This is a genomic window from Flavobacterium limnosediminis JC2902 (genome assembly GCF_000498535.1).
In the GTDB taxonomy this organism is placed as follows: Bacteria; Bacteroidota; Bacteroidia; order Flavobacteriales; family Flavobacteriaceae; genus Flavobacterium; species Flavobacterium limnosediminis.
In genome coordinates this window covers 229,079-255,497 of sequence record NZ_AVGG01000001.1, presented here as the reverse complement: position 1 = coordinate 255,497, position 26,419 = coordinate 229,079, and the positions used below count along the sequence as shown (strand labels likewise).

Below are 26,419 nucleotides of genomic sequence, written 5' to 3'. Positions count from 1 at the left end.
GATGGTTATTTTGATAAAGATTTTAATTCGCCTTTTGATTTGATGATCTGTATTTCTGCCAATTTGTATTCGTATTGCGCAATCGTGTAAGCGTTTTGTGCCTCATTTAATGCCGTTTCGGAATCGAGCAAATCGGTTAAGGTTGCCAATCCGTTAAGGTAATTATTGTTTGTATTTTCCATAACTTCTTTGGCCAGTGCTACGTTCTCTTTTTGGGTTCCTACGTTTATGATACTGTTGGTCATTTGGGTTTTGGCATTTTCAAAATCATAGTTTAACGCCAATTCCGTTTCTTTAATGTCTTCGGATATTTTCTTCAAATCCACTTCGGCCATACGGACTCTGGAACGCGTTGCAAAACCGTTGAAAACAGGGATTCTCATGGTAAGACCCAATGTTGCAAAATCGCTCCAATATACCTGGTCTTGAGGTGTTGCGCCTAATGGGAATTCTTTCCCGAGACCCTGGTAACCATAAGATCCGTCCAAAGAAAGTGTTGGGTAATACTCTGCCTGATAGTATTTTTTCTGAAGACCTAATAACTCTTCCTGTTTTTTCAGAAGTAAAACTTCTGATCTGTTGTCAAGCTTCACTTCTTCGGTAAAAGCTTCTGCGCTTATTTCAAAGTTCAGTTTCGGGATACTTATTTTTTCCGTCATTGGCATCCCGATGAAAAATTTCAAAGTGTTCTCCTGAAGTTCAAGTTGTTTGGCAAATTGCTGACGGTTTGCCTCAAGATTGCTGACTTTTACAGAAATTCTGTTGTAATCGATTTTTTTAGCCAGACCATTATCGTATTGTCCTTTAATGATGTCGCGGACTTTCTGGGTGCTCTTAAGGTTGCTTTCAACAAAACTTAATTTTTGTTTAAACACATAAATCTGGAGGTAATTGACGGAGACAGCCTCTATAAGTTGTTCTTCAGTCAACTGTTGGTTAATAGTGTAAAATTCCCTTGTGGTTTTAGCTGCTTTTAAACCTGTAAAAACCGCCTGATCAAATATGGCTTGTGTGACCGATGCAGATCCTACACTGGTCCATTTCTGTTGAAACGGAACCATAACAACTGTCCCGGGTTCGCCAATTATATCTCCGGGTAATGCGCTCTGCAGCAAAATGGGGTTGTTTGAAAGTGTACCGTTTAATGACAGTTGCGGTAAAGCTCTGGAGCGTGCTTCTGCAATCTTATGGTTACTGTTTTCCACATCCAATTTTGCCTTTTGGGCTTCGGCTTTATTTTCTAAAGCATATTGCAAAGCGTCTTTCAGGGTCAGTTCTTTTACCTGAGCCTGAAGCAGTGTTGCGACAAACAGAAACGCGATTGTTATTTTATGTTTCATTTGATTAAGGTTATTTTTTGTTGATGAATTTTTCTAGTACAGACAGGCCTTTCTCGGTTGAAATGCCTCTAAGGTGATATTCTAAGAATTTGTTTTTCAGATCCCTGCTGTTATACATGTTTTCCGGAAAAATATCGATGTTGTTCAGCGTGTGCATTCCGGCGTAGTAAATCCTGCCAATGAAATCAACGTCGATTTCTTTTCGGTACAGTTCCTGTTCAATCCCACGATTCAGGTTTTGGATGATGCAACTGTCCATTTTGTCAAATTGCTTACATTTTAAAGACGAGTGGATTTTGGGGTAAAATTTCTGAAGCTGATAAAAAGGGGAAGTGTTTTCAGATTTTAGAGTCTGAAGCACATAATCTTTTATTTCATAAAGTTCTTCAATCGGGTTTTTGCCGATAGCACAAATGTCGTCGATTCCCGCCGAGATGGTGTCGAATAGGTACAAAGTGGTAGCTCCTACCAAATCGTCCTTGGTTGTATAATGCTGGTAAATCGTTTTTTTGGAAATACCCAATTCGTTGGCAATGTCGTCCATCGTCACGCTTTTAAAGCCGAGACTCAGGAACATATCAGACGCTTTTTGTAAAATATCGTTCTTCATGCTGTCAATTATTTGCAGCAAAATTACAAAGGAAACTTTTAACACCAATAAAGTTTCCAAAGTATTTAGAAAAAATTAACATTTCATTTGTTTTTGATAAACTCCCGTTTTGAAGTACTTTAGCCGAAAATTAATTTCATGCATTCCGTTTCAGACTATCAGGCCATTATATCAGACCATTTTTCAGACATCTCCATCAGCAGGGAACCAAAGAATTTATACGAACCCATTCGTTACATATTGAATTTGGGGGGGAAAAGAATGCGGCCTGTTCTGACACTGATGGCGGCCGAAGTGTTTAATGCGGATTGCAAAAAAGCATTAGCGGCGGCTACAGCGGTAGAAGTGTTTCATAATTTTTCTCTGATTCACGATGATATTATGGACGATGCACCCCTGCGTCGCGGACACGAAACCGTGCATGAGAAATGGAACATAAACACCGGAATCTTATCCGGCGATGCCATGCTGATTTTAGCTTACCAGTATTTCGAACAGTACGAACCGAACATATTCCGTTCGTTGGCTAAAGTATTCAGTAAGACGGCTTTGGAAGTGTGTGAAGGGCAGCAATGGGATGTGGATTTCGAAAGTAGGGAAGACGTCACCATACCGGAATACCTTAAAATGATAGAGTACAAAACCGCTGTTCTGGTAGGGGCGGCCATGAAAATGGGTGCGATTGTGGCCGAAACGTCAGAGGAGAATGCGGATCTGATTTATGAATTCGGATTAAATCTCGGCATCGCGTTCCAGTTGCAGGATGATTATCTCGATGCGTTCGGTGATCCGGAAACCTTTGGGAAGCAGGTAGGAGGGGATATCATCGAAAATAAAAAGACGTATCTTTACCTGAAAGCCATGGAGTTTGCCAATGCATCCGAAAAGGAGCAGTTGTCGCATTTGTTCTCGATTCAGCCCACGGATAATGCGGATAAAATCGCTTCGGTAAAAACGATTTTCGATGCAACTGGAGCCAGTGAAGTTACTCAAAAAGCTATAAAAGAATATACATTCAAAGCGTTTGATACCCTTGATAAAATGCAGATTGAAACGGATAAAAAAGAGGTTTTAAGAGCGTTTGGCGAGAACTTAATGAGTCGTAATGTTTAGCATTCCGCTGAATAAAATGACTATTGACTAATGTCTGAATTTTTAACTTTTAATTTCTGACTTCCATGTACATTGCTCCTCAAAATACCGATTTATTGCTTTCTGAGGCACAGAAGGAAGCGTTGTACGTGAAATTGGTGGAACAAATCAACAAGGATTTTACGTTTGCCAATGAAAGTGTTGATTTTCCAGTTACCGTTTCTCCGATTGATCTGAAAGTCGCCTTGCACGAAAAAATCTATCGCCTGATTCAGTATAAATTTGCCGAATACCTTAATTTATTATACATCATTGATGTTCCGGAGGATCAGGTAAAAAAACTGGACGGCTCCGATTTGGTGGAACTTTCCGAACAGGTTACCTTTCTCGTTCTGAAACGGGAATGGCAGAAAGTCTGGTTTAGAAATAGGCTCTGACAAACGGCATCCAGGCCTGACCATATACGTCTTTGTCTTCCCTGTACAGCACATTATAGCGAAAGCCAAAAGTCACATTCTGGGATTGGTATCCCAAGCCCAAAAACAGACCCGTGTTCCAGAAATTCTCTTTTATTTCAGGGATGAATTGTGTGTAAGTGTTGTTCACCCGCAATTGTTCCAGTTCAACAGAAAATTGTGCTTCGGGAATAGGGTTGATAAGCGTTATGAAAGTCACCCCGTAAAGATGTGAGTTGTAAAAGTCTTTTTCTTCCGCATAACTGTATTGGAGTCCCATGCCGACTGCCACTTTTTCGTTTATCGGGTAGATGGCACCGGGTGCAATCAGTATGTTGGTGTAATCTCCGCCAATACTTAATCCGAACCCGCCGCCAAATTGTACTTTTTGCCAAAAATCACTTTTTTGTTTCGGTTGTTTGGTAATACTGTCGTTCTGTGCTGTTGTGGAAAGCGATGTAGTTAAAAAAAGAACACAGGTCGGAACTATTGTTAAAAAACGAGGTGGGTTTGTTTTCAACTTCATCATTAGGAATATTTTATGATATAAAAGTATGAAAAACATTAGAAGATTATTCTAAAGTGTTGTACTTTTGCGTAAAAATTTTTTTTAACCCAAAATCGTCATTCGACAGAATTATGGATAGGTTTTCCTTTTTAAACGCAGCACATACGGCATTTTTTGCCGATTTATACGAACAATATTTACAGAACCCCGATAGCGTAGAACCAAGTTGGAGGAGTTTCTTCCAGGGATTTGACTTTGCCAATGAATTTGGAAGCGGTCCGGTGGAAGAACTTGCGAATTTAGCCGACGGAGGTGACTGCGCTGTAGTTTCCGATAAATTACAAAAAGAGTTTAACGTTCTGAAACTAATTGACGGATACAGAACCAGAGGTCACTTATTCACTAAAACCAACCCGGTTCGTGAAAGAAGAACCTATTCTCCGGATTTGGCGATTGAAAACTTCGGTTTGTCATCTGCCGATCTTAATACCGTTTTCGATGCGTCAAGAATCGTGAACCTGAATCCATGTACGCTTCAGGAGCTTTTAAACCATCTGAACAAAGTATATTGCGAATCCATCGGAATCGAGTACATGTACATTCGTGACGCGAAAGCCATCGAATGGATTCAGAAACGATTGGATATCAACGACAATCTTCCAAGTTTCAATGCCGATCAGAAAAAACGCATCCTTAAGAAATTAAACGAAGCTGTTTCTTTCGAGAACTTCCTTCATACCAAATATGTGGGTCAGAAACGTTTCTCGTTGGAGGGAATCGAATCGGCTATCCCGGCATTGGATTTCTTAATTGAAGCGGCAGCCGATAAAGGCGTGGAGCAATTCGTTATGGGAATGGCACACCGTGGCCGTCTGAATGTATTGGCGAATGTTTTCGGCAAATCAACTCAGGATATTTTCTCCGAATTCGACGGAAAAGATTACGATGATGATGCCTTGTTTGATGGTGATGTAAAATACCACTTAGGTTTAACGGCCGACCGTCAGACACAAAGCGGTAAAAAAATCAATGTGAATTTAGCGCCGAACCCTTCGCACCTTGAAACGGTAGGAGCGGTTATTGAGGGGATTACCCGTGCGAAACAAGATAAATATTACGCCGACGATTTTTCGAAAGTATTGCCTATCGCAGTACACGGAGATGCAGCGGTGGCCGGTCAGGGTATCGTATACGAAATTATACAGATGGCCAAACTGGACGGTTACAGGACAGGCGGAACCATTCATGTGGTATTGAACAACCAGGTTGGATTTACAACCAATTACTTAGATGCGCGTTCGTCAATTTATTGTACCGATGTAGCTAAAGTAACATTGTCTCCGGTATTGCACGTTAATGCAGAAGACGCGGAAGCGGTGGTACATGCGATGTTGTTTGCTTTGGAATACCGAATGGAATTCGGAACCGACGTATTCATCGATATATTAGGATACAGAAAATACGGTCATAACGAAGGTGATGAGCCTCGTTTCACCCAACCGAAATTATACAAATCCATTTCAAAACAGAAAAACCCGAGAGATATCTATGCTGAAAAATTGAAAGCAGAAGGTTCAATCGACGGGAATCATGTTGCGCAATTGGAAGCGGAATACAAAACGAATCTGGAGCAAAGTCTGGAAGAATCCCGTAAAAGAGATTTGACGGTGATTACTCCGTTCATGCAAAACGAATGGAAAGGTTTCGAACAGGCAGAAGCGGCAGAAATGCTTAAGAAGTTTGAAACGAAAGTAGACAAAGCAACGTTAACGGAAATCGCTAAAACGGTAACCGAATTACCATCGGATAAAAAATTCATCAGCAAAATCACGAAACTTATCGGCGACAGAAAAACCATGTTCTTCGAAACCGATAAACTGGATTGGGCGATGGGCGAAATGTTAGCGTATGGTTCGTTGTTAACAGAAGGATTCGATGTTCGTATTTCCGGTCAGGACGTAGAGCGCGGAACGTTCTCACACCGTCATGCGGTAATTAAAGTGGAAGATTCAGAAGAAGAAGTGATTTTGTTAGATCATATTCCGAATAAAAAAGGAAACTTCTTTGTATATAATTCGCACCTTTCAGAATATGGTGTTTTAGGATTTGAGTACGGCTATGCTTTAGCGAATCCAAACGCATTGACAATTTGGGAAGCACAGTTTGGGGATTTCGGAAACGGAGCCCAAATTATGATTGACCAATACATTTCGGCAGCGGAAGACAAATGGAACAACCAAAACGGAATCGTAATGTTGTTACCGCACGGTTACGAAAATCAGGGAGCGGAACACTCTTCGGCACGTATGGAGCGTTTCTTACAATTGTGTGCGAATCACAACATGTACGTAGCGGATTGTACCACGCCGGCTAACTTCTTCCACTTGTTGCGTAGACAGTTGGTAACGAAATTCCGTAAACCATTGGTAGTGTTTACACCGAAGAGTTTATTGCGTCATCCGGAAGCAGTTTCTTCTGTTGAGGAATTTGCAAACGGACAATTCCAGGAAGTGATCGACGATGCAAACGTGAATGCAGCCGATGTGAAATCATTGGTATTCTGTACCGGTAAATTCTATTACGACTTAAAAGCGGAAAGAGAAGCTAACGGAAGAACTGATGTGGCTTTGGTGCGTGTGGAGCAATTGTTCCCGTTACCAGTCGAACAAATGAAAGCGATTATTGCTAAATATCCAAATGTGGACGATTACGTTTGGGCACAGGAAGAACCGAGAAACATGGGAGCTTACGGCTTTATGCTGATGAATTTCCATGAAGTGAAGTTCAGAGTGGCATCGCCAAAAGCATACAGCGCGCCGGCAGCCGGAAGTTATGTGCGTTCCAAAAAACGTCATGCAGCAGCTATCGCAATGGTTTTTGACAAGAATTTATTTAATTAGTAGCTTTATCCTGCTGTCTGCTGTATCTTTTTTTGCCATTTATAAAAGCAAAAAAAGGATGCCGCTACCATCAGGGCTAGGCGTAACAACAATAATTTAGAATTGGGTTTTAGTTTTAAACACAACTTTTAAACTTTAAACTTTAAACTTTTAAACTAAAAGAGATATGATTTTAGAAATGAAAGTCCCTTCACCGGGAGAATCAATCAAAGAAGTGGAAATCGCTACCTGGTTAGTGAAAGACGGAGATTATGTAGAAAAAGATCAGGCAATTGCTGAGGTTGATTCTGATAAGGCTACCTTAGAATTACCGGCAGAAGCAAGCGGAATCATTACGCTTAAAGCGGAAGAAGGCGATGCAGTAGCGGTAGGTCAGGTAGTGTGTTTAATTGATACGGCTGCGGCAAAACCGGAAGGTGGAGCGGCTCCTGCAGCAGAAAAAGCGGCTGAAGCGCCTAAAGCTGAGGCTCCAAAAGCAGCTCCGGCTCCTGCAGCAGCAACATATGCTACAAATGCGCCTTCACCGGCAGCAAGAAAAATATTAGACGAGAAAAACATTCAGCCTTCTGATATCGCAGGTACCGGAAAAGGTGGAAGAGTAACCAAAGAAGATGCGGTAAACGCTGTTCCTTCAATGGGTACGCCAACAGGTGGTTCTCGCGGTTCGGAAAGAACAAAATTATCGATGTTGCGTCGTAAAGTGGCAGAGCGTTTGGTTTCTGCTAAAAACGAAACAGCGATGTTGACTACTTTCAACGAGGTAGATATGAGTGCAATTTACGCCATCCGTGACCAATACAAAGAAGAGTTTAAAGCGAAACACCAAATGGGATTAGGCTTTATGTCGTTCTTTACTAAAGCAGTTACCCGTGCGTTACAATTGTACCCGGATGTAAATTCGATGATTGACGGTCAGGAAAAAATCTCTTACGATTTCTGTGATATCTCTGTAGCGGTTTCAGGTCCGAAAGGATTAATGGTACCGGTAGTTCGTAATGCTGAAAACTTAACGTTCCGTGGTGTTGAAGCGGAAATCAAACGCTTGGCTATCCGTGCGCGTGACGGACAAATTACTGTGGATGAAATGACAGGTGGAACATTCACGATTTCAAATGGTGGTGTTTTCGGAAGTATGTTGTCTACACCAATCATCAATCCTCCGCAATCAGGTATCTTAGGAATGCACAATGTGGTGGAAAGAGCAATCGTTAAAAACGGTCAGATCGTTATCGCTCCGGTAATGTACGTAGCTTTATCATACGATCACAGAATCATCGACGGACGTGAGTCAGTTGGATTCTTAGTAGCTGTGAAAGAAGCGTTAGAAAATCCGGTTGAAATCTTAATGGACAACAATCCTAAGAAAGCTTTGGAACTATAGTCATTGCGAGGAAACGAAGCAATCTTATAAATTTAAAAATCCCGCTTTTTAGGCGGGATTTTTTATTGGTGGTGTGTTTTACCGGAAAGTTTGAATGAAAAACAAATTTTGGAGAGAGAAATGGTGGTACCAGTTATTTGTTACCTGAAGTACTTCTTACAGTTTTATTTTTACAATTTTATTGTCTTGTATGATTACAAGTTCGCTTTTAAGCTCTTTTTTTAAGTCAAGCATTTTCTCATAAGCTTTTTCAAGTCCTTTTAAGATTTTATTTCTGCGCTCTATTTTTGCTTCAGGTGTCATAAGTAATTTTTCAATTGTAAAATTTAGTTCTGATTATATCTTAAAAATGAGTGTTTATTGTAATTGACTGTCTAAGATTTTCAATAAAACTGTAAAATTCTCATCATCATTTGATTGCTCATTATGATAAACAAGTTTACCCGTGTTATCAATTAAAAAATATTGAGGCATGTTGGTTACATCTAAGAGCTTCCCTATACTTCTTCCTTGATTGTAATCACGAATATCACAGGTTTGCAACCAAGGCATTTCATACTTTTTTAAAGAACTAAACCAATAATCTACCTGAGGATCTAATGAAACAGATATTAATTGCAAGCCTTTAGTTTCATATTTTTCATTAAGCGTTTTTAACGTTGGAATTTTTTTTATGCATGGAGCACAGCCACTGCCCCAAAAACAAAGAAGTACTAGTTTTTTATTATTATAAAATGATGACAAATCAAAATTTTGTCCTTCATTGGATTTAAAGGAGAAATTAGGTAAAGTATTTCCAACAGTAAGCGATTGTTTTTTCTTTATATATGCTCCAATTGATTTTCCTAATTCAGTCTCTTTCAAATCATTACTAAATTTAGTATAAATTGCGTTAAGTTCGTTAATAGTAATTGGATGAATGGTATTAATTATCTCTGTGTTAAGATAATATAATGAAATATAATCATTAGGAAATAATTCCATAAATTTTACTTTTTGTGCTAAAAGTTTTTTTCTCGAATTTGAAACAATTGACCATAAAGAATCTTTATCATATCTTTTTAATTTGTCATGTTTTAAATTGCTGTAAATATTAAAAGCTAATTGAACACTATCTTTGTATGGGGTTGTCATTTCTTCATATATCTTTTTCTCTTTAACAAAAGGCACATTGGAAAAATGTATGTTATTTAATGAGTCGACCTTATTAATTTCCTGAATATCAATTTTAAAATTCCCTCCCCCAATAAAAAAACTAGTTATTCCAAGGTTTATATTTTCTTTATCTACAGATAAAAAAGCTTGATCATAATCATACTTCATTTCACCTGTAAAATAAAATTGCCCCTTTTTCTCTTTTGTTTTTATACGGATAAATCCAGACCTTTTTGAATAAAGTACAATATCTGCATCTTTATATTTTGAAGAAATAGATCCTGAAATTGAAAATTTATTTTGAGCAGTCAATAAATGACAAAACAAAAAAAATATAATGGTTTTAGCGTTTAGTTTCATAATTGTAAAAGTTGATATTCAAGGAGTTTAAAACTCCTTGGTATTAATAATTTAACCGTTGTGTTAAAGTTGTAATTAACTCATAATTATATGTAACAAACGAGTCCCACAAACATAATCATAAAAAAACACCTACACAATCACCAAATTCGGTGATATTTCAAAAAGTTTTAGGGAACAATCTAAATACGTTTCAAAAAAACATTTTTTATTATTTTGAAACAATTGTTGTTTCAAAATTTTATATTTGAAAAAATGAAACAGATTTTGTTTCAAATTATTTTTTTCTGTAAAAATACAACAATGAAAAAAGGCACTACCTTAAAGAATATATTGGGCTTAACGCAAGAAGAAGCAGGGTATTTGTTTGGCATAGAGCGGGCACGATGGTCGATGTTTGCCTCCGGAAAACGCGGTTTACCTTTGGAGGCCATGCAGCAATTAGGGGTTGTGCTGACGCATTTGAAAGAAAAGAAAAGCGTTTGCAAGGAAAGCCAGGACATCACCAAAGCCGAAAAACAACTGGTTTACGAAAAATTGCAGTACGACTATCGCGATGCGCAAATCAAGTTGTATAAGGTTGCCAAACAAATCAGCACTATTGAAACTATACGTAACGATTGTTTCGCGGCCTTAGAAGTGGCTTCGTTTTTAGAACAGCAAAAAGAGTACGACAATAGGAATTCGCTGATCAGAAGTATTCGGGTAAGAGCCACCAACACCCTGAAGAAACATAATCTGTATGCTTTAGAAGCACTGCAGCTGAAAAAGGAAAACCTTGAGGCCTTAAAAATCAGTCTGGAACAAAAAATGAAAAAGTAATCACACCGTAAAAAAAATCCCGTCTTGTTCTTAAGAGCGAGACGGGATTTTTGGTTGCTATGTTGTCAGATTATTGCTTAACGATCTTTATGATGCTTTCACTATTGTCTGATTTTACTTTGGCAAAATAAATTCCGCTTGACAAATCCGATAAATCAATGTTGGTGTTGGTAGTGTTAACCGTTTTTGTTTGTACCGTTTTGCCTAAAATATCAGTAACAGTCACTGTGTTTATTAAAGATGAATTGTCTTTCGATACGATGTTTACAGAGCCGTTAGTGGGGTTGGGATACACCGTAAATATTGCATTTCCGAATTCAGAAACGCCCATTGTAGCAACAAATTCCGTTGTGAAAGTGTTGGTTATAATGGCAGGATTGAAATCGAAATAAATGGATGCCGTATTCGGGATAATGTCGCCGATTACATAACCCGGTTTTGGTTTAATCTGGAAAGTCACATGTCCTTTTCCGGAAGGAAGTAAGTCAAGGCCGTTAAAATGCCAGTTCAATGTGTTGCCAACTCTGTTCAAAGTGTAGGCGTGGCTCGCATTGATCATTTTCAACGAAGTTTCATCAAGTTTCGCATTCAGTATGTCGTTGATTCGGACATTTTCCGCGCTATACGTTCCGGTATTCTCGAACTGGATTGTATATGTTAGGTAGTCGTTCGATGTGAAAGAGGAATGCACAATTTTGCCACCGTGGCTTTCGGTTTTGTCGTTCGGATCGTAGGAGCCTACTATTGTTTGTGTCAGACTGCTGGTGTTATTGGATGCGGTTGCGTCACTAACCGGAATTGCTATTGAGGCTGAATTTGTAATCAGATTTCCAAGAGCAACCGTCGGAATCGTTGGTACCTGCATCGTTACTATAAAGGAACGCGCTTCATTCGGTAATAGATTCGAAAAATCGTAGGTGAATCCCGTTGCTGTTGGGGTAGTGCCCGCCTGTGAAATATTCGTGATGGTAACCGTGTTACTTTTGTTGAAAGTGACGGTTCCGGAAGCAATCGGCTGGTTGCCGGCGTTTATATATACAATCCGGTTTTGATAGGTAAAGCCGGGTCTCGGTGGTGCACCATGAGGAAGAACGTTTACCACAGCATCGGAATAAGGCACTTGGGTTACCGGGAAATTGTACACCATAACACCGGAACCTGCAACAAAACTGATGTCATTGTAGGAGCTAGGGGTAACGGTATAGTAACTGCTGTAATTACTGTCAATCGTGAAACCCAAATCATAGGTGTTTGCGGTATTGGATTCCTGTATGTAATACATTCCGTTTGATGAGGCAACCAAAGTCACAGCCCCGGTATTATTTATCTGGTACGTGAATTGTCCATGATTGAAATTCGCTTCCCCTGGATCCTGTGTGCTGTTATTGTTGGTGTCGATAAAAGCTTTCAATACAAAACCTTCGTTGGCTACTGTTACAGTAGCTGTCGCAGTCGAGCAGGTCGTGGGGCTTTGTACGGCACAAATCCTATATGTTAAGGTGTAAGTTCCCGGTGCTGTTCCTGGTAAAACGCTGATTGTTCCGTTAGGGTTGATGGTAAATCCGGAAGGCACGGTCAATGGGGTTAAAATCACACTGCTGTAATTATAAATAGGATAACTGTTTAAAAGGTCGTTTGATAATACGGTTTGCGTGTTGACGGTTGTATTGCTGGTCGGATAAACGGTCATTGAATCGTTATTTGCCACAATGCTGATTCCTTGAATCGTGATGGTGGCTGTCGTTGTCAGATTAGCGGAATCGGTTACGGTAACCTGATAGGTTCCGCCTTGTCCGTTAATCGCAAGATTTTGGCTGGTTGCCCCTTGAATGATTACTCCATTAAGGGTCCACTGAAACGTGAAAGGAGCAGTTCCTCCGATTACTTCCGCAAATAAATCACTTGTTGGGATAGTCTGAGTAGCGTAAATGTTTGCGGAATAAGAACACGACCCGGCAGATGTTGTTGTAAAATAGAGAGGCTGCGTCCAAGCGCTTGAAATTCCCGGACTGCAGATGGATCGTACATAGTATTTGTAAGCGGTGCAGGGTGTTAATCCTGTTACAGTATATGGAGAAGTGTTGGCAATTATTCCATGGTTGTTTGGTGTAGGCTCCGCTGCGTTTGCAGGAAGTAACAAAACTTCCCATTGGGTAGTTGTTCCGGATGACGTCCATCCAATTGTTGCAGATGTTTGCGTGATCCCTGTCGCCAGAAGATTCGTAGGGGTAAGACACTGTCCAAAAGTGCTGTACAACGCACCGATGAAAACAATTAACGTTAGAAAGTATTTTTTTGTCATATGAATTGGATTTAAATAGCTAATTTTTAGGATTATAAAAGTACTGAAATTTTTTTTACATAAAAATATAATCTGTTAAAACAGTAGGAAAAAAATTAAAAAACATTGTTTTTAAGTTGTGAATTCGGGAAGCAAAAGCAATTTAGCAGTCATTGGTTTTTCAAATAAGATTTTTGTAGGTTTACTTTTTTAAATGAACATGAAGGAAAACAAGAAATCGGCCGCGGTTGGCTTTATATTTATCACGATGCTGATTGATATTATCGGATGGGGAATCATCATTCCGGTAATTCCGAAACTGATAGCCGAACTCATTCATGGTGACATCAGTGTAGCCTCCCAATACGGAGGATGGCTTACTTTTGCTTATGCAATGACCCAATTTTTATTCGCGCCGCTAATCGGGAACCTGAGCGATAAATTCGGACGCCGGCCAATCATCCTGAGTTCCCTTTTCTTTTTCGCCATGGATTACCTTCTATTGGCTTTTGCACCAACCATTGCCTGGTTGTTTGTTGGACGAATTCTTGCGGGATTGACAGGTGCAAGCATTACAACCGCTACCGCTTACATTGCCGATGTGAGCGATGAAAGTAATCGTGCCAAAAACTTCGGAATGATCGGTGCCGCTTTCGGTTTGGGATTCATAATCGGACCGGTGATTGGCGGTGTGCTTGGTCAATATGGTTCCCGCATTCCTTTTTACGCCGCAGCGCTCCTTTGTTTGGTTAATTTCTTATACGGTTATTTCATACTTCCGGAATCTTTGTCGAAAGAAAACAGGAGGGCTTTCAGCTGGAAAAAGGCCAATCCGATCAGCGCATTGCTCAACCTGAAAAAATATCCTTCTTTAATCGGATTAATTGTGGCTTTGGTGTTGGTTTATATCGGTTCACATGCCGTACAAAGTAACTGGAGTTATTTTACGATGTACCGTTTTAACTGGAACGAAAGAATGGTAGGGATTTCTTTAGGGGTAATCGGTTTGCTGGTGGGGATCGTCCAGGGCGGACTGATTCGTTGGATTAATCCGAAAATCGGCAATAACAAAAGTATATATTGGGGTTTGACGCTCTATGCCGCGGGAATGTTCCTTTTTGCTTTTGCTTCCCAGGGATGGATGATGATGGTATTCCTGATTCCGTACTGTTTGGGAGGGATTGCAGGCCCGGCTTTGCAATCGGTAATTGCATCCACCGTTCCGGTTTCGGAGCAGGGAGGAATACAAGGGACGTTGGCTAGTCTGATGAGTGCCACATCCATTGTCGGGCCTCCTTTAATGGCTAATACGTTTTACTTTTTCACCCACGACGAAGCGCCATTTAAGTTTGCAGGTGCGCATTTTATTTTGGGCGGAATTTTGATGATAATCAGCAGTGTAATCGCCTATCGGACACTGAAAAGAAATTTCTGATTCATTTTACGAAGCATAGTTTAAAATTATGGTTTTTTGCCACGAATTACACAAATTTACACAAATCGATTCGTGTGAATTTGTGTAATTCGTGGCTAATAATCAGTTGGGTTCAGCGTTTTTTTGAATTTATGAATCGAAAGGTTACAGTGCTTTATTTCAGGTAAACGTAATGGTTATAATAATCAATAATCGCTTTTCCTTTCAAAAGAATATCAGCACCGATAATACCGTGTACCGGTTTAGCTTTGTATTGTTGGAGCGCCTGATTTACGTGACTCATATCGAAAATCACCAACGAAAAGTCATTGGTTTTCCAGTGGGAAAGCTGTAGCAGGTTATCGGTTGCCATTTGCGTGTACATCCCGGTTGCCCCGGCTCCGGCGGCTTTGGTGGGAGAATCTTTTGCAGTAATGTTGAAATGTTCCACACTTTCAAACCCGATACAGCTGTTGGAAGCTCCTGTGTCCAGAATGAAATCACCTACAACCCCGTTTATTTTTGCCTTGATTAAAAGATGCTGGGTTTTGGAAACTTTAAATTTCACCTTTTTATAGCCTTGCTTCTTAAGTAGTTCGTGCAGATTTTCCATAACTCAAAATTAACTAAATAATTTCCGCTTTTTCAAAAAGATGTTCATTTTTAAAAGACTTTTATCTTTAGAGTTATTCTTTATATTCTATGAAACAATCTTCGTAATTTTGCAGCCTGAAACATTCAAATCCGAATTTTGGAAACAGATTTAATTTTTACCGATACACATACCCATTTATATTCCGAAGAATTTGCCGAAGATCGCACAGAAATGATTGACCGTGCGATACGAAAAGGTGTAAGCCGTTTTTTTATTCCGGCCATCGACGCTTCCTATACGCAGAAAATGTATGATCTGGAAAAACAGTATCCGGAGAATATTTTTCTTATGATGGGATTGCATCCGTGTTATGTGAAAGAGAATTACGAAGCAGAACTGGCGCATGTGGAAGCGGAACTGGACCGACGAAAATTTGCAGCTATCGGCGAAATTGGAATCGATCTGTATTGGGACAAAACGACTTTGGATATTCAGAAAATCGCTTTTCAGAAACAGATTCAATGGGCGAAAAAATACAAGTTGCCCATCAATATTCATTGCCGTGACGCTTTTGATGAAATTTTCGAAGTACTGGAACTGGAGAAATCACCAGAGCTGTTTGGAATATTTCATTGTTTTTCCGGAACGTACGAGCAGGCTTTACAGGCAATTTCATATAACATGAAACTGGGAATCGGTGGTGTGGTGACTTTTAAAAACGGTAAAATCGATCAGTTTTTGCAGCAGATTGATATCAAACATATTGTTTTGGAAACCGATGCGCCTTATCTGGCACCCGTGCCTTACCGAGGCAAACGTAACGAAAGCAGTTATGTGAGACTGGTAGCTGAAAAACTTTCGGAAATCTATAAGTTACCTGTTTCGGAAATTGCGCGGATTACAACGGAAAATTCACGTGAAATTTTCGGGATTTAATAAAGAAATTTCATTTCATTGATAAAAATTTCGTTCATTTGTGGATTGTAAAAAATAACTAATGCCAAAGTTCGACTCGATACGCCAGTTTTATGACAGCGAGGTAAATTCAGCCATCCAAAATGTAGCCAATCACCCTATGATGAAGGCACTGATGAGCTTTACTTTTCCTGAAGTGGAAGAATCGGTTTGGATGGAACAGCTGAAAAGAACCCATTCGATCCGTGATTTTCAGGTCAACTTTATTTATCAGTCCATTCAACGTGTTCTGGAACGCAGTTCGGATGGATTATCGACTTCCGGTTTCGAAAAACTGGAACCGAACACGTCTTACCTTTTCATATCCAATCACCGTGATATCATTTTAGATACTTCGTTGTTGAATGTCAGTCTCTTTGACCACGGTCTGGTGATGACGGCTTCAGCCATCGGTGACAACCTTGTTCAGAAATCGTTTTTGCTGACACTCTCAAAATTGAACCGGAATTTTCTGGTGCGAAGAGGATTGTCGCCAAGAGAGTTGCTGCAAAGTTCGAAACTGATGTCGGAGTTTATTTATCATTTACTATCTAAGGAAAACCGTTCGGTGTGGATTGCGCAACGGGAAGGAAGAACCAAAGACGGAAACGACGCAACGCATCAGGGTGTGCTGAAAATGTTAGCCATGGCTTCGGATGAAAAAAACCTGATGGATTATTTTAAGAAGATTAAAATTGTTCCGGTTTCGATTTCCTACGAATACGACCCAACCGATGCTTTGAAAATGCCGCAAATCATGGCAGAAGCCAACGATGAAATTTACATCAAAGAAAAAAATGAGGATTTCATTACGTTAATCAGCGGTATCATCGGTCAGAAAAAACGAATTCATATCCACGTGGGAGATGTTTTAGATAAAGAGTTTGATAAGATAACTGCCGAGAACGATAATAACAATAAGCAGATTCAAGCCTTGGCGCAAGTAATAGACGATTCGATCTTATCGACGTACAAGTTATGGCCAACGAATTTCATTGCTTACGATTTGATTAACAATACCGATCAGTTTTCGAATCAGTATACCGAAAAGGAAAAACAACTTTTCGAAAGACGCCTGGAAATGCGATTAGGAAACGAAAAAGAAGCACTTCGTGAAAGTTTCCTTGCCATGTACGCTAATCCGGTGGTTAATAAATTGAAATATCAAAATGTCGAATAAACCGAAAATACTGTTGGTTTATACCGGAGGAACCATAGGGATGGTCAAAGATTCCGAAACCGGTGTACTCAAAGCATTCAACTTCGACGAATTACTGCACAATATTCCCGAGTTACGATTGTTGGATTGCCATATCGAAACATTTTCCTTTAACGAACCGATTGATTCGTCCAATATGAGTCCCGAAAAATGGGTAGCCATTGCGGAAGCGATCCAGGAGAATTACGAGAAATTTGATGGATTTGTGGTGTTGCACGGATCGGACACGATGTCGTATTCGGCATCAGCTTTGAGTTTTATGCTAGAAAATTTGGCAAAACCGGTCATCTTTACCGGATCGCAGCTTCCTATCGGGGATTTACGTACCGATGCCAAAGAAAATCTCATTACGGCCATTCAGATAGCGTCCTTGCAAAATAAAAACAAACCGGTGGTTACCGAAGTCGGTCTGTACTTCGAATACAAATTGTACAGAGGAAACCGTACCACAAAAATAAGCGCCGAACATTTCAGTGCTTTTGCTTCACCCAATTATCCGGAACTTGCCGAATCGGGAGTGGATCTAAAAGTAAATAGCGACTTGCTGCTGAAAAAAGCACCCGGTAAAAAATTAAAAGTAAACAAAGCTTTTGACGATAATGTGGCGGTGGTAAAAATGTTTCCCGGAATTAACGAAAACGTTTTTCAGGCCATTTTAGACATACGCAATTTAAAAGGAGTGGTGCTGGAAACCTATGGTTCCGGTAATGCGCCAACGGAAGACTGGTTCATCGGTATTCTGAAAAAGGCGATAAAGAAAGGGCTCCACGTTGTTAATGTGACGCAGTGCTCTGGCGGAAGCGTGAATATGGGTAAATATGAAACCGGTATGCAGCTGAAGAAAATCGGAGTAATCTCGGGTCATGACATCACGACAGAAGCTGCTGTTACTAAGCTGATGTATCTTTTAGGGCAGAATGTGGCGCCGTCGGTTTTCAAAACGATTTTCGAAACAGCCATCCGTGGAGAATTAACATAAAAATTTTTCAGATAAAGCTTCGAAATGACAAAATAAAATCGTTATTTCGCAATCGGAATTTAGAGAGGTGTCCGAGTGGTTGAAGGAGCTAGCCTGGAAAGCTAGTATATGGGTAACTGTATCGAGGGTTCGAATCCCTTCCTCTCTGCTAAAACAAAAAGGCAATCTGCGGATTGCCTTTTTTTATTACCTTAGTGCGGAAAATAAAACAGTATGATTAGATTTTTATTATTGGCTTTATTTGCAGTTGCCCCGTTTCGCGTACTTTCACAGGGAAATGCAGGGGAGAAGGCTAAACCCGGAACGTTGAAGGTGAAGGATTCGCTTTTCAGGGAAGATCAGTTTTATGTTTCGATAAGTTACAATTTACTTCAGCACAGCCCGGAAGTGTTCAAACAATTTTCATTTTCTCCCAGTATAACAACAGGTTTTTTGCGGGATTTTCCGATAACCAAAGACCGAAAATGGGCCATTGCACCCGGAGTTGGCTATTGTTATACCAATATTAAGCAGTTCATCAATACAGATGATCTTTTTTCAAACGATCCGCCAAATCCGTCCGAAGACATAAGAACCCGTATCATATCGCACAGTATTGAAATGCCGCTGGAAGTCCGCTGGAGAAATGTGTCTTTTGACAGTCACCGGTTTTGGAGAATTTATACCGGATTTAAGGCACGTTATGTTTTAAATTCGAATATCAAGTTGGATTCCGATAGTTACGGGGACACAAAGGCAAATGTTGATGACAATATTAACAGATGGCAGTACGGTATGTATATGTCTTCGGGGTATAATACCTGGAATTTTCATGTGTATTACGGTTTAAACCCTATTTTTAAGGACGGTTCCAAAGTGGCCGACCTGAATTTCGGGTTTATGTTTTACATTTTATAGCCAAAAATACCAAAGACCTATCTGAGGAATGGCCCCTACGATGATGCCAACCAGTAATTCCCGCATCGAATGCGCCTGCATGTAAAGACGGGAGGAGGCAACCAATCCGATGGAAATTATGAAAAAAGCGATCAGACTCACAAACGGAATGCCGTAATGTAGGGAAATGCCAACGATGAAAAGCGTCATTCCGGTAATCCCGATCATGTGGATGCTGGCTTTGAAGTGAAAAACAATCAGTAGTAACGTGATAAGTGTGCTTATTAAGGCGCCCAGGAAAAAGTAGTACAATTCCGGAACCACTGCCGTAGAAAAACTGTGCTGAATCAGTACCAGGTAAAACATCGCCTGAAAAGCCAACGGTAATCTTCTTTCTTTTTTTTCATGCAGCATGATAGTCGACCTGGCCAATCCCAATGATTTCAGAAGAAAGTACATGGATATCGGTAAAAAGACCGTCAAAATCGCAATCTGGAACAAAATCAGAAAGATTTCGTAAGGATAGAAAAAGGCTTTGGTTACGAAAAAATAAAACAAGGCGGCATACACCGAAATGAATAACGGATGAAAGAGATAAGAAAAGAAAGGAAGTATCTTTTTTAAATCCATTTTTGTTATTTTTTGAAGCGTTCCGATAGCTATCGGAAGGCCTGTGTTTTTTGTCCCGATAGCGATCGGGATCGCAATTCCTGCTGTACGCTTTATCTCACTGCGTGAGGATATCGCTTCATCAGGGCTAGGCGGTTATCGTCTTTTTTGTCGGGTGTTTTATATTTTCTTACGCATACGTGCCACTGGAATGTCCATCAGTTCCCGGTATTTAGCAATCGTTCTGCGGGCAATCGGATATCCTTTCTCTTTCAGGATTTCGGCTAATTTATCATCCGGTAACGGTTTTCTTTTATCTTCTTCTTCGATAACCGTTTTCAGGATTTTCTTGATTTCGATGGTGGAAACATCTTCTCCCTGGTCGTTTTTCATAGCTTCAGAGAAGAATTCCTTGATTAGTTTTGTTCCGTAAGGTGTTTCCACATACTTACTGTTGGCTACACGGGAAATGGTTGAAATATCAAGACCAACCATATCGGCGATGTCCTTCAGGATCATGGGTTTCAGTTTCGATTCCTCTCCGTCGATAAAGTACTCCTGCTGGTAGTGCATGATGGCGTTCATCGTTACCAAAAGTGTCTCGTTTCGTTGCTTGATGGCATCGATAAACCATTTGGCCGAATCCAGTTTTTGTTTGATAAACTGAACTGCATCTTTTTGGGAACTCGATTTTTCTCTCGAATCCTTATAGGTCTGCAACATTTCCTGATAATCTTTGGAAACGTGTAATTCCGGTGCGTTTCTGCCGTTTATGGTTAATTCCAGTTCGCCGTCCACGATGCGTATCGCGAAATCGGGAACCACATGTTCTATGGCTTTTGCATTGGTTTCGAATGAGCCTCCGGGCTTGGGATTCAGTTTTTCGATTTCGTCAATCGCTTTGCGCAACTGCTCCTGCGTAGTATCAAATTTTTGCAGTAATTTATCGTAATGCTTTTTGGTAAACGCGTCAAACTGCTGCTCGATAACGGCAATGGCCAGACTAACGGCATCGGTTGGGGTTTTATGACGAAGCTGCAGTAAAAGGCATTCCTGTAGGTCTCTTGCGCCCACGCCGGTAGGTTCCAACTGGTGAATGATGTGCAGGATGCGCTCCACGTTTTTCTCGTCGGTATAAATCCCCTGAGTAAACGCCATGTCGTCTACGATATCCTGAACAGATCTTCGGATGTAGCCCATATCGTCAATGCTTCCTACCAAAAATTCGGCGATTTCACGCTCGTCTTCCGATAAGATAAAGGTGTTCAGTTGATTGATAAGGTCCTGATGAAAACTCACCGGTGCTGCAAAGGGCAGGCTTCGGTCTTCATCGTCATCACTGTAGTTGTTGGCCTGAAGTTTGTAATCAGGTGTTTCGTCGTTGCTCAGATATTCGTCGATGTTGATTTCGTCGGCATCGATTTTCTCGTTGTCAAAATCATCGTAGTCATCAAAATTGTCTTCCGCTTCATATTCATCCGTTTCAAGCGATTCTTCTTTGCCCGATTCCAAAGCGGGATTTTCAACCAATTCTTCTTTTAGGCGTTGTTCAAAAGCCTGTGTAGGCAATTGAATCAGCTTCATCAGTTGGATTTGCTGAGGTGATAATTTTTGGGATAACTTAAATTGTAGATTCTGTTTGAGCATTCTGTTGTGTATTCGGTTATTCGCAGATTTGGTTATTTGTTAGTGTCGAATAGTGTAACCAATCAAATTTACGAAATTTCTATTTTCAAATTTACGAATAACCAAATCCACGGATTAACTTTTATTAAAATTCTGCGTTTTGTGGTGTTCTAGGGAACGGAATTACGTCACGGATGTTCGTCATGCCGGTTACGAACAATACCAAACGCTCGAAACCTAATCCGAATCCGGAGTGTACCGCACTTCCGAAACGTCTTGTGTCAAGGTACCAGTATAATTCTTTTTCGTCGATGCCCAAGGCTTTCATTTTTTCCAAAAGTACGTCGTAACGCTCCTCTCTTTGGGAACCTCCCACGATTTCTCCGATACCCGGGAATAGGATGTCCATGGCGCGAACCGTTTTTCCGTCTTCATTCAAACGCATGTAGAACGCTTTAATGTTGGCAGGATAATCGAATAAAATTACCGGGCATTTGAAATGTTTTTCCACTAAGAAACGTTCGTGCTCACTTTGTAAATCAACACCCCAATCATCTATCGGATATTGGAATTTTTTGTTTTTATTTGGTTTCGAATTTTTAAGAATGTCAACCGCTTCCGTATAGGAAACACGTTTGAAATTGTTGTCCATTACGAAACTCAGTTTTTCTAATAAAGCCATTTCGCTTCGGTCTGCCTGTGGTTTCGATTTTTCTTCATCCAACAAACGTTGTTCTAAGAATTTCAAATCATCGCCACATTTATCAACTGTATATTTGATTACGTATTTGATGAAATCTTCCGCCAAATCCATGTTGTCTGCCAAATTGTTGAAAGCTACTTCCGGCTCAATCATCCAGAATTCCGCCAAGTGACGTGATGTGTTGGAGTTTTCGGCACGGAAAGTTGGTCCGAAGGTATAAATCTGACCCAACGCCATCGCATACGTTTCGCCTTCCAATTGCCCAGAAACGGTAAGGTTAGTTTCTTTTCCGAAGAAATCTTCCTTGTAGTTTACTTTGCCCTCTTCCGTTCTTGGAGTTCCGTCGAATGGCAATGCTGTAACTTTGAACATTTCGCCCGCTCCTTCAGCATCCGAACCGGTGATAATAGGTGTGTTTACATAGAAAAACCCTTTTTCCTGGAAATATTGGTGTACCGCAAAAGCTAATGTGGAACGCACACGCATGATCGCGCCAAAAGCATTGGTACGGATTCTCAAATGTGCATTTTCTCTAAGGAATTCCAAAGAGTGTTTTTTAGGCTGCATAGGGAATTTTTCCGGATCGGAATCTCCTAAAATTTTGATTTCCGATACCTGAATCTCCACTTTTTGTCCGGCACCCTGGCTTTCTACCAAATGTCCTTTAACACTTACGGCAGCTCCGGTTGTGATTCTTTTTAAAGTTTCTTCAGCGGTATTTTCAAAATCAACCACACACTGAATATTATTGATGGTTGAACCGTCGTTCAACGCGATAAACTGATTATTTCTAAATGTTCTAACCCATCCTTTTGCTTTTACTTCATGTAGTCCCGGCGCACTGTTTAGCAGGTCTTTAACTTTGGTGTGTTTCATTTTTAGATTGGTTTTTTTATTCAATTTTCCAATAAAACTGAATTTTCAATAAATAAAAAATTAAATGCCTGCAAATGTAGTAAAAAGCCCGATGAATTTAACCTTTTGAAGTTCAGTTTTTATAAAAGATTAAGGTTTCAAATACTATCTTTACAGTCAAATTAATTTCAACGAAAATGAATTGGATTTTATTGGTTATCGCAGGTTTTTTTGAAGTGGGTTTCGCTTCGTGTTTGGGTAAAGCGAAAGAAACAACGGGAACCGCTTCGACCTTATGGATGGCTGGTTTTTTTGTGTGCCTTACTATCAGTATGGTATTGTTGTACAAAGCAACACAAACATTGCCTATCGGGACTGCTTATGCCGTTTGGACGGGAATAGGAGCCGTGGGGACGGTATTGGTGGGGATTTTCGTGTTTAAAGAACCGGCTGATTTCTGGCGCGTTTTCTTTTTAACAACACTGATTGCTTCCATAATCGGTCTGAAGTTCGTATCTTCCCATTAGAATCCCAAATCCAGTACATAACTTAGTTTGACAGCGATATTGTCTTCTATACGGGTGAACCCGTTGGCGCCATAACGATAGAATCCGGCCAAACCTGCTCCTTTGAAAATGTTGTTGATTTCCATTCCCGATTCAAGGTAGCCGTCTTCCAGTGTTTTATAGTCAAATCCTTCGTGATTGGATTGCTTTCTGGAACTTCCCAAGGCCATTCGGGTAACCATTACGAAGGTGGGATTCACTTTTTTAAACAAGGTTACTTTTCGAAGTGCGTGCTTGAAGTGAACCGCCACGTACTCGCTTGAGAAAAATTCGTTGAAGCGCATGGTTTCAAAACTGTTTTTACCGGTAATGTTGATACGCTGTAAGATGGCATCACGGTCCAGGGTATTTGGTGAAATACTGTAAAGATGCGTGATGGGGATATCACCCACGGCAATTCCGGCCTGAAACAAAAATGTCGTTTTTTGTCCGTCGAGGTAGCGTTTTTCCACTTCGGTTTTAAAGTCGAATTTGGCAAAATCCAAATCGTTTTCAAGTACTCCCGGCAGTGTTTTGGAGATCTGAAACGTGAATTTTGGGAATTTTTTTTCCGATTCGATTCTTCCCGACGGCGTATGCATATAATCACTAAAGGGATTCCATTGTACCGAAACGGAAGCCATCGAAATGGTGTAATTGGTATAGGAAGTGCCGTTGGCATAAAAAACATAATCGAATTTGGGATCGATTTCGGTTCTCGAAAATTGCCAGATGCTCTCCGTTTTAGGGAAAATTCTGGTTTCAATGTATGCCTTCCAGGTTTTATGGCTGTAGAAGGTGGTTAAGTTTAACGGTCTCGGGTCGTAGATGCGGAATTTTTTCCGGTCGATTTCAAAAATGGTACTACCGATTTCCTGCAAATCATCGGTATAGGAAAAGCCAAGCCAAGTGCTGGAGAAATGCCCGATTCTGGTGGCTTCCCCGATGCTGAATTTAAACTGATCGTCTTTCAGTCCATAAGCACCATAACCGTTCAGACGGATGATCTTCGAAAATTTATCGTTGGTCACACCGCCAAGGCCAAAGCGGAAACCTTCGTAATTGTTGTATTTGATTAACTGGCGAAGATCCAGATCAAAAGGACCGATTGGGATGAATCCGTTAATTACTTTTCGTCCGATCTTGATTTTCTGTTCATAACCTTCCTTGGTCACCAGGCTGTCTAACGCAGAATAGGTTTTCATACTTCGAACATCCAGGCTGTCCTTACGAAACGGTGTCCAGTAGCTTTCATTTTTGGAAATCGCATCTTCGTCGATGTCAATGGCGATGTATGGATGCTTAATGGTTATTGGCTTATTGAATTCGGTTTCGAAATTTTTCGATTCGGAAAGGATATAAACGTAATCAGAACCCGATTTTTTTTTCTTTTGTGAGGTGTCTTCATCTTCTTCCGTCACAAACTTAATGGTTTCTCCTAAAATTTTCACATCGTCCTTATTGCTCCCTTTTACTATTTTAAAGGTGTTTTTTTCAGGAAACCAGATGTCTTCTTCCTTGTAATAAGCGAAATAATTGGTAGCACTGATGTCTATGATTCCTTTAAAACGGTAAATGGTTTTGGCGATGGCGTAACTTTCTTTGTCAATGTATATGATGCCTTCTATTTTTGATTTTTTCTTTTGGTTTTTATGTTTGAAGTGAATCATAAACGCTTTTCTGTTGCCTAAAAAAACGGTGTCCAGGATTTTGTAATTGTAGTGATTCAGTGCGTCATCCGCAATCGGATTGGCGTATTTGGTTTCGAAGAGTACGATTTTATCGTCGTAAACGGAGAACGATTGCAATTTCAAACCAATGTACTCATAAATGGGTTGCTTGAATCCGGCCATGCGTGTAGCCATCACGGTTTCTTTGAGGCCTTGTTTCTGATTGAACTGCATTTCAGATACTTTTTCAGTCTGATACAAATGCTGTTTCTGAATGATTTTTTTGAGTTTGAAATCGGAAGAATCCAATTTTTGAAACCGGGCACCCAATTTTTCATAAATGAAAACCGAATCAATTTTTCCGCTGATGGAATCCGGGTTGGCCGTGATAATCAGTTTGTTGTAGACTTTAAACTGAAAACTGTTAAGCTTCTTTTGCGGATTGTTTCTGCTCTTAGAGGCAATCGTTTTTTGAATTACTTCAAGTGCCGGATTCTGACCGATAACAAGTTCGTCGAGTTGCTGAGGCTTCTCCTTTAGTTTTACGGGGTAGTATTTCTGATGGGATTTCAGGGTAACGGTTTCCGGTACAAATCCGGTATAGGAAACGGTGAAGCTGTCAACCTCAGAAGTGTTTTCAATGATGAATTTCCCGTCAACATCAACAATAATGGTTTTTCCGTTGCTTAAATGTATCGTGGCAAAGGGCAATGGCTTATTGCTACTGTTGCGGACAATTCCGGAAACAGGGTGCTGGGCATTACCCGAAATGCTGAAAAGGAGAAACAAAAAGAGAAAAAATCGCATCAAAGTGTAAACGAACTTTCGGAATTAATGTTGCAAAAGCGGGTAAAGGTATGAAATAAAAAATCCCGATTAAAAATCGGGACTCAAATTATACTTTCATGATTTCGGCTTCTTTAATTGCCAAATGCTCTTCAATTTTTTTGATATAAGCGTCAGTTAGTTTCTGAACATCGTCTTCTGCGGTTTTGCAGATGTCTTCGGAAGTTCCTTCTTTTTCCAATTTTTTAATATCGGTATTGGCATCTTTACGCGCATTTCGGATACTCACTTTGGCATCTTCCGCTTCGGCTTTTGCCTGTTTTACCAAGTCTTTACGACGTTCTTCCGTTAACGGCGGCACACTGATGATGATGTTTTCCCCGTTGTTCATCGGATTAAAACCTAAATTGGCAATCATGATGGCTTTTTCAATAGGGTGCAACATCGCTTTCTCCCACGGTGTAACGGTAATTGTTCTTGCATCGGGTGTATTAACGTTGGCTACCTGTGAAAGCGGTGTTTGCGAACCGTAGTAATCCACAAATACGCTTCCCAACATCTGCGGAGACGCTTTTCCGGCACGAATGTTCAAAAAAGATTTTTCAAGGTGCGCGATAGAACCGGTCATCGATTCTTTAGTGCTATCTAAAATAAAAATAATTTCTTCAGTCATTTTTTAGATTT

General features: G+C 40.2%; 23 protein-coding genes and 1 tRNA gene. 12 read left to right on the top strand and 12 right to left on the bottom strand.

Annotation, left to right across the window (positions count from 1 at the left end; genetic code table 11):
• Window positions 1-5: 5 nt before the first annotated feature.
• Window positions 6-1,340, bottom strand: coding sequence for a TolC family protein (locus FLJC2902T_RS01165; RefSeq protein WP_023577951.1), 1,335 nt, complete (start codon window positions 1,338-1,340; stop codon window positions 6-8).
• A gap of 10 nt (window positions 1,341-1,350) precedes the next feature.
• Window positions 1,351-1,950: a TetR/AcrR family transcriptional regulator gene (locus FLJC2902T_RS01160; RefSeq protein ID WP_035676621.1), complete on the bottom strand. Its 600-nt coding sequence runs from the start codon at window positions 1,948-1,950 to the stop codon at window positions 1,351-1,353.
• 138 nt (window positions 1,951-2,088) lie between these two features.
• Between FLJC2902T_RS01160 and FLJC2902T_RS01155 the strand changes: the two genes are divergently transcribed.
• Both FLJC2902T_RS01155 and FLJC2902T_RS01150 read left to right on the top strand, forming a co-directional pair.
• Entirely contained in the window at window positions 2,089-3,063 is a 975-nt protein-coding gene (locus FLJC2902T_RS01155) for a polyprenyl synthetase family protein (protein WP_023577949.1), read from the top strand.
• Between the two features lie 65 nt (window positions 3,064-3,128).
• The gene (locus FLJC2902T_RS01150) at window positions 3,129-3,479 is read left to right on the top strand and encodes a hypothetical protein (RefSeq protein WP_023577948.1); all 351 of its coding nucleotides are present in this window, start codon (window positions 3,129-3,131) and stop codon (window positions 3,477-3,479) included.
• On the opposite strand, the gene FLJC2902T_RS01145 is transcribed toward FLJC2902T_RS01150, so the two are convergent.
• Window positions 3,463-4,026 carry a hypothetical protein gene (locus FLJC2902T_RS01145; protein WP_023577947.1) on the bottom strand — a complete coding sequence of 188 codons (564 nt, stop codon included), beginning with the start codon at window positions 4,024-4,026 and terminating at the stop codon, window positions 3,463-3,465. The genes FLJC2902T_RS01150 and FLJC2902T_RS01145 overlap by 17 nt on opposite strands.
• Before the next feature lie 110 nt (window positions 4,027-4,136).
• Here FLJC2902T_RS01145 and FLJC2902T_RS01140 point away from each other — a divergent pair, with 110 nt between their 5' ends.
• Together FLJC2902T_RS01140 and odhB are read left to right on the top strand one after the other, a co-directional pair.
• Window positions 4,137-6,905, top strand: a complete 2,769-nt coding sequence (locus FLJC2902T_RS01140) for a 2-oxoglutarate dehydrogenase E1 component (protein ID WP_023577946.1) — start codon at window positions 4,137-4,139, stop codon at window positions 6,903-6,905.
• A 166-nt stretch (window positions 6,906-7,071) separates the two neighbouring features.
• Complete coding sequence (gene odhB, locus FLJC2902T_RS01135) at window positions 7,072-8,286, top strand: 2-oxoglutarate dehydrogenase complex dihydrolipoyllysine-residue succinyltransferase (protein ID WP_023577945.1); 1,215 nt, start codon at window positions 7,072-7,074, stop codon at window positions 8,284-8,286.
• 156 nt (window positions 8,287-8,442) lie between these two features.
• Here the strand turns inward: odhB and FLJC2902T_RS16360 are convergent, their stop codons facing one another.
• Both FLJC2902T_RS16360 and FLJC2902T_RS01130 read right to left on the bottom strand, forming a co-directional pair.
• On the bottom strand, window positions 8,443-8,589 hold the full coding sequence (locus tag FLJC2902T_RS16360) for a hypothetical protein (RefSeq protein ID WP_023577944.1): 147 nt from the start codon (window positions 8,587-8,589) through the stop codon (window positions 8,443-8,445).
• Between the two features lie 54 nt (window positions 8,590-8,643).
• Window positions 8,644-9,801, bottom strand: a complete 1,158-nt coding sequence (locus FLJC2902T_RS01130) for a TlpA family protein disulfide reductase (protein ID WP_023577943.1) — start codon at window positions 9,799-9,801, stop codon at window positions 8,644-8,646.
• Between the two features lie 303 nt (window positions 9,802-10,104).
• Between FLJC2902T_RS01130 and FLJC2902T_RS01125 the strand changes: the two genes are divergently transcribed.
• Window positions 10,105-10,623: a hypothetical protein gene (locus tag FLJC2902T_RS01125; protein ID WP_023577941.1), complete on the top strand. Its 519-nt coding sequence runs from the start codon at window positions 10,105-10,107 to the stop codon at window positions 10,621-10,623.
• A gap of 70 nt (window positions 10,624-10,693) precedes the next feature.
• On the opposite strand, the gene FLJC2902T_RS01120 is transcribed toward FLJC2902T_RS01125, so the two are convergent.
• Window positions 10,694-12,925, bottom strand: a complete 2,232-nt coding sequence (locus FLJC2902T_RS01120; protein WP_023577940.1) for a DUF7619 domain-containing protein — start codon at window positions 12,923-12,925, stop codon at window positions 10,694-10,696.
• 199 nt (window positions 12,926-13,124) lie between these two features.
• Here FLJC2902T_RS01120 and FLJC2902T_RS01115 point away from each other — a divergent pair, with 199 nt between their 5' ends.
• Complete coding sequence (locus tag FLJC2902T_RS01115; RefSeq protein ID WP_023577939.1) at window positions 13,125-14,339, top strand: TCR/Tet family MFS transporter; 1,215 nt, start codon at window positions 13,125-13,127, stop codon at window positions 14,337-14,339.
• A 154-nt stretch (window positions 14,340-14,493) separates the two neighbouring features.
• Here the strand turns inward: FLJC2902T_RS01115 and FLJC2902T_RS01110 are convergent, their stop codons facing one another.
• Window positions 14,494-14,931, bottom strand: a complete 438-nt coding sequence (locus FLJC2902T_RS01110; RefSeq protein WP_023577938.1) for a retropepsin-like aspartic protease — start codon at window positions 14,929-14,931, stop codon at window positions 14,494-14,496.
• 138 nt (window positions 14,932-15,069) lie between these two features.
• Here FLJC2902T_RS01110 and FLJC2902T_RS01105 point away from each other — a divergent pair, with 138 nt between their 5' ends.
• From FLJC2902T_RS01105 to FLJC2902T_RS01085, 5 genes are all read left to right on the top strand, one after another.
• Entirely contained in the window at window positions 15,070-15,849 is a 780-nt protein-coding gene (locus tag FLJC2902T_RS01105) for a TatD family hydrolase (RefSeq protein WP_023577937.1), read from the top strand.
• A gap of 61 nt (window positions 15,850-15,910) precedes the next feature.
• Window positions 15,911-17,047: a 1-acyl-sn-glycerol-3-phosphate acyltransferase gene (locus tag FLJC2902T_RS01100; protein ID WP_023577936.1), complete on the top strand. Its 1,137-nt coding sequence runs from the start codon at window positions 15,911-15,913 to the stop codon at window positions 17,045-17,047.
• Window positions 17,037-18,065: an asparaginase gene (locus FLJC2902T_RS01095; RefSeq protein WP_035676615.1), complete on the top strand. Its 1,029-nt coding sequence runs from the start codon at window positions 17,037-17,039 to the stop codon at window positions 18,063-18,065. The genes FLJC2902T_RS01100 and FLJC2902T_RS01095 overlap by 11 nt, the downstream gene beginning before the upstream one ends.
• Before the next feature lie 61 nt (window positions 18,066-18,126).
• Window positions 18,127-18,213: transfer RNA gene (locus FLJC2902T_RS01090), tRNA-Ser, on the top strand.
• A gap of 65 nt (window positions 18,214-18,278) precedes the next feature.
• Window positions 18,279-18,962: an outer membrane beta-barrel protein gene (locus FLJC2902T_RS01085; protein WP_023577934.1), complete on the top strand. Its 684-nt coding sequence runs from the start codon at window positions 18,279-18,281 to the stop codon at window positions 18,960-18,962.
• Here FLJC2902T_RS01085 and FLJC2902T_RS01080 read toward each other — a convergent pair.
• From FLJC2902T_RS01080 to asnS, 3 genes are all read right to left on the bottom strand, one after another.
• Window positions 18,957-19,571, bottom strand: a complete 615-nt coding sequence (locus FLJC2902T_RS01080; RefSeq protein ID WP_023577933.1) for a hypothetical protein — start codon at window positions 19,569-19,571, stop codon at window positions 18,957-18,959. The two genes, FLJC2902T_RS01085 and FLJC2902T_RS01080, sit on opposite strands and share 6 nt — an antisense overlap.
• Window positions 19,572-19,730: 159 nt before the next feature.
• Window positions 19,731-21,197 carry an RNA polymerase factor sigma-54 gene (gene rpoN / locus FLJC2902T_RS01075; RefSeq protein ID WP_035676612.1) on the bottom strand — a complete coding sequence of 489 codons (1,467 nt, stop codon included), beginning with the start codon at window positions 21,195-21,197 and terminating at the stop codon, window positions 19,731-19,733.
• Window positions 21,198-21,321: 124 nt separating this feature from the next.
• The gene (asnS, locus tag FLJC2902T_RS01070; protein WP_023577931.1) at window positions 21,322-22,755 is read right to left on the bottom strand and encodes an asparagine--tRNA ligase; all 1,434 of its coding nucleotides are present in this window, start codon (window positions 22,753-22,755) and stop codon (window positions 21,322-21,324) included.
• Window positions 22,756-22,931: 176 nt separating this feature from the next.
• On the opposite strand from asnS, the gene FLJC2902T_RS01065 reads away from it, so the two are divergent.
• Window positions 22,932-23,261: a DMT family transporter gene (locus tag FLJC2902T_RS01065; protein WP_023577930.1), complete on the top strand. Its 330-nt coding sequence runs from the start codon at window positions 22,932-22,934 to the stop codon at window positions 23,259-23,261.
• Here the strand turns inward: FLJC2902T_RS01065 and FLJC2902T_RS01060 are convergent.
• Together FLJC2902T_RS01060 and frr are read right to left on the bottom strand one after the other, a co-directional pair.
• Window positions 23,258-25,756 (bottom strand): DUF5686 family protein, encoded by a 2,499-nt coding sequence (locus FLJC2902T_RS01060; protein WP_035676609.1) that lies wholly within the window; start codon window positions 25,754-25,756, stop codon window positions 23,258-23,260. The genes FLJC2902T_RS01065 and FLJC2902T_RS01060 overlap by 4 nt on opposite strands.
• 88 nt (window positions 25,757-25,844) lie before the next feature.
• Entirely contained in the window at window positions 25,845-26,408 is a 564-nt protein-coding gene (gene frr, locus FLJC2902T_RS01055; protein WP_023577927.1) for a ribosome recycling factor, read from the bottom strand.
• Between the last annotated feature and the right edge of the window lie 11 nt (window positions 26,409-26,419).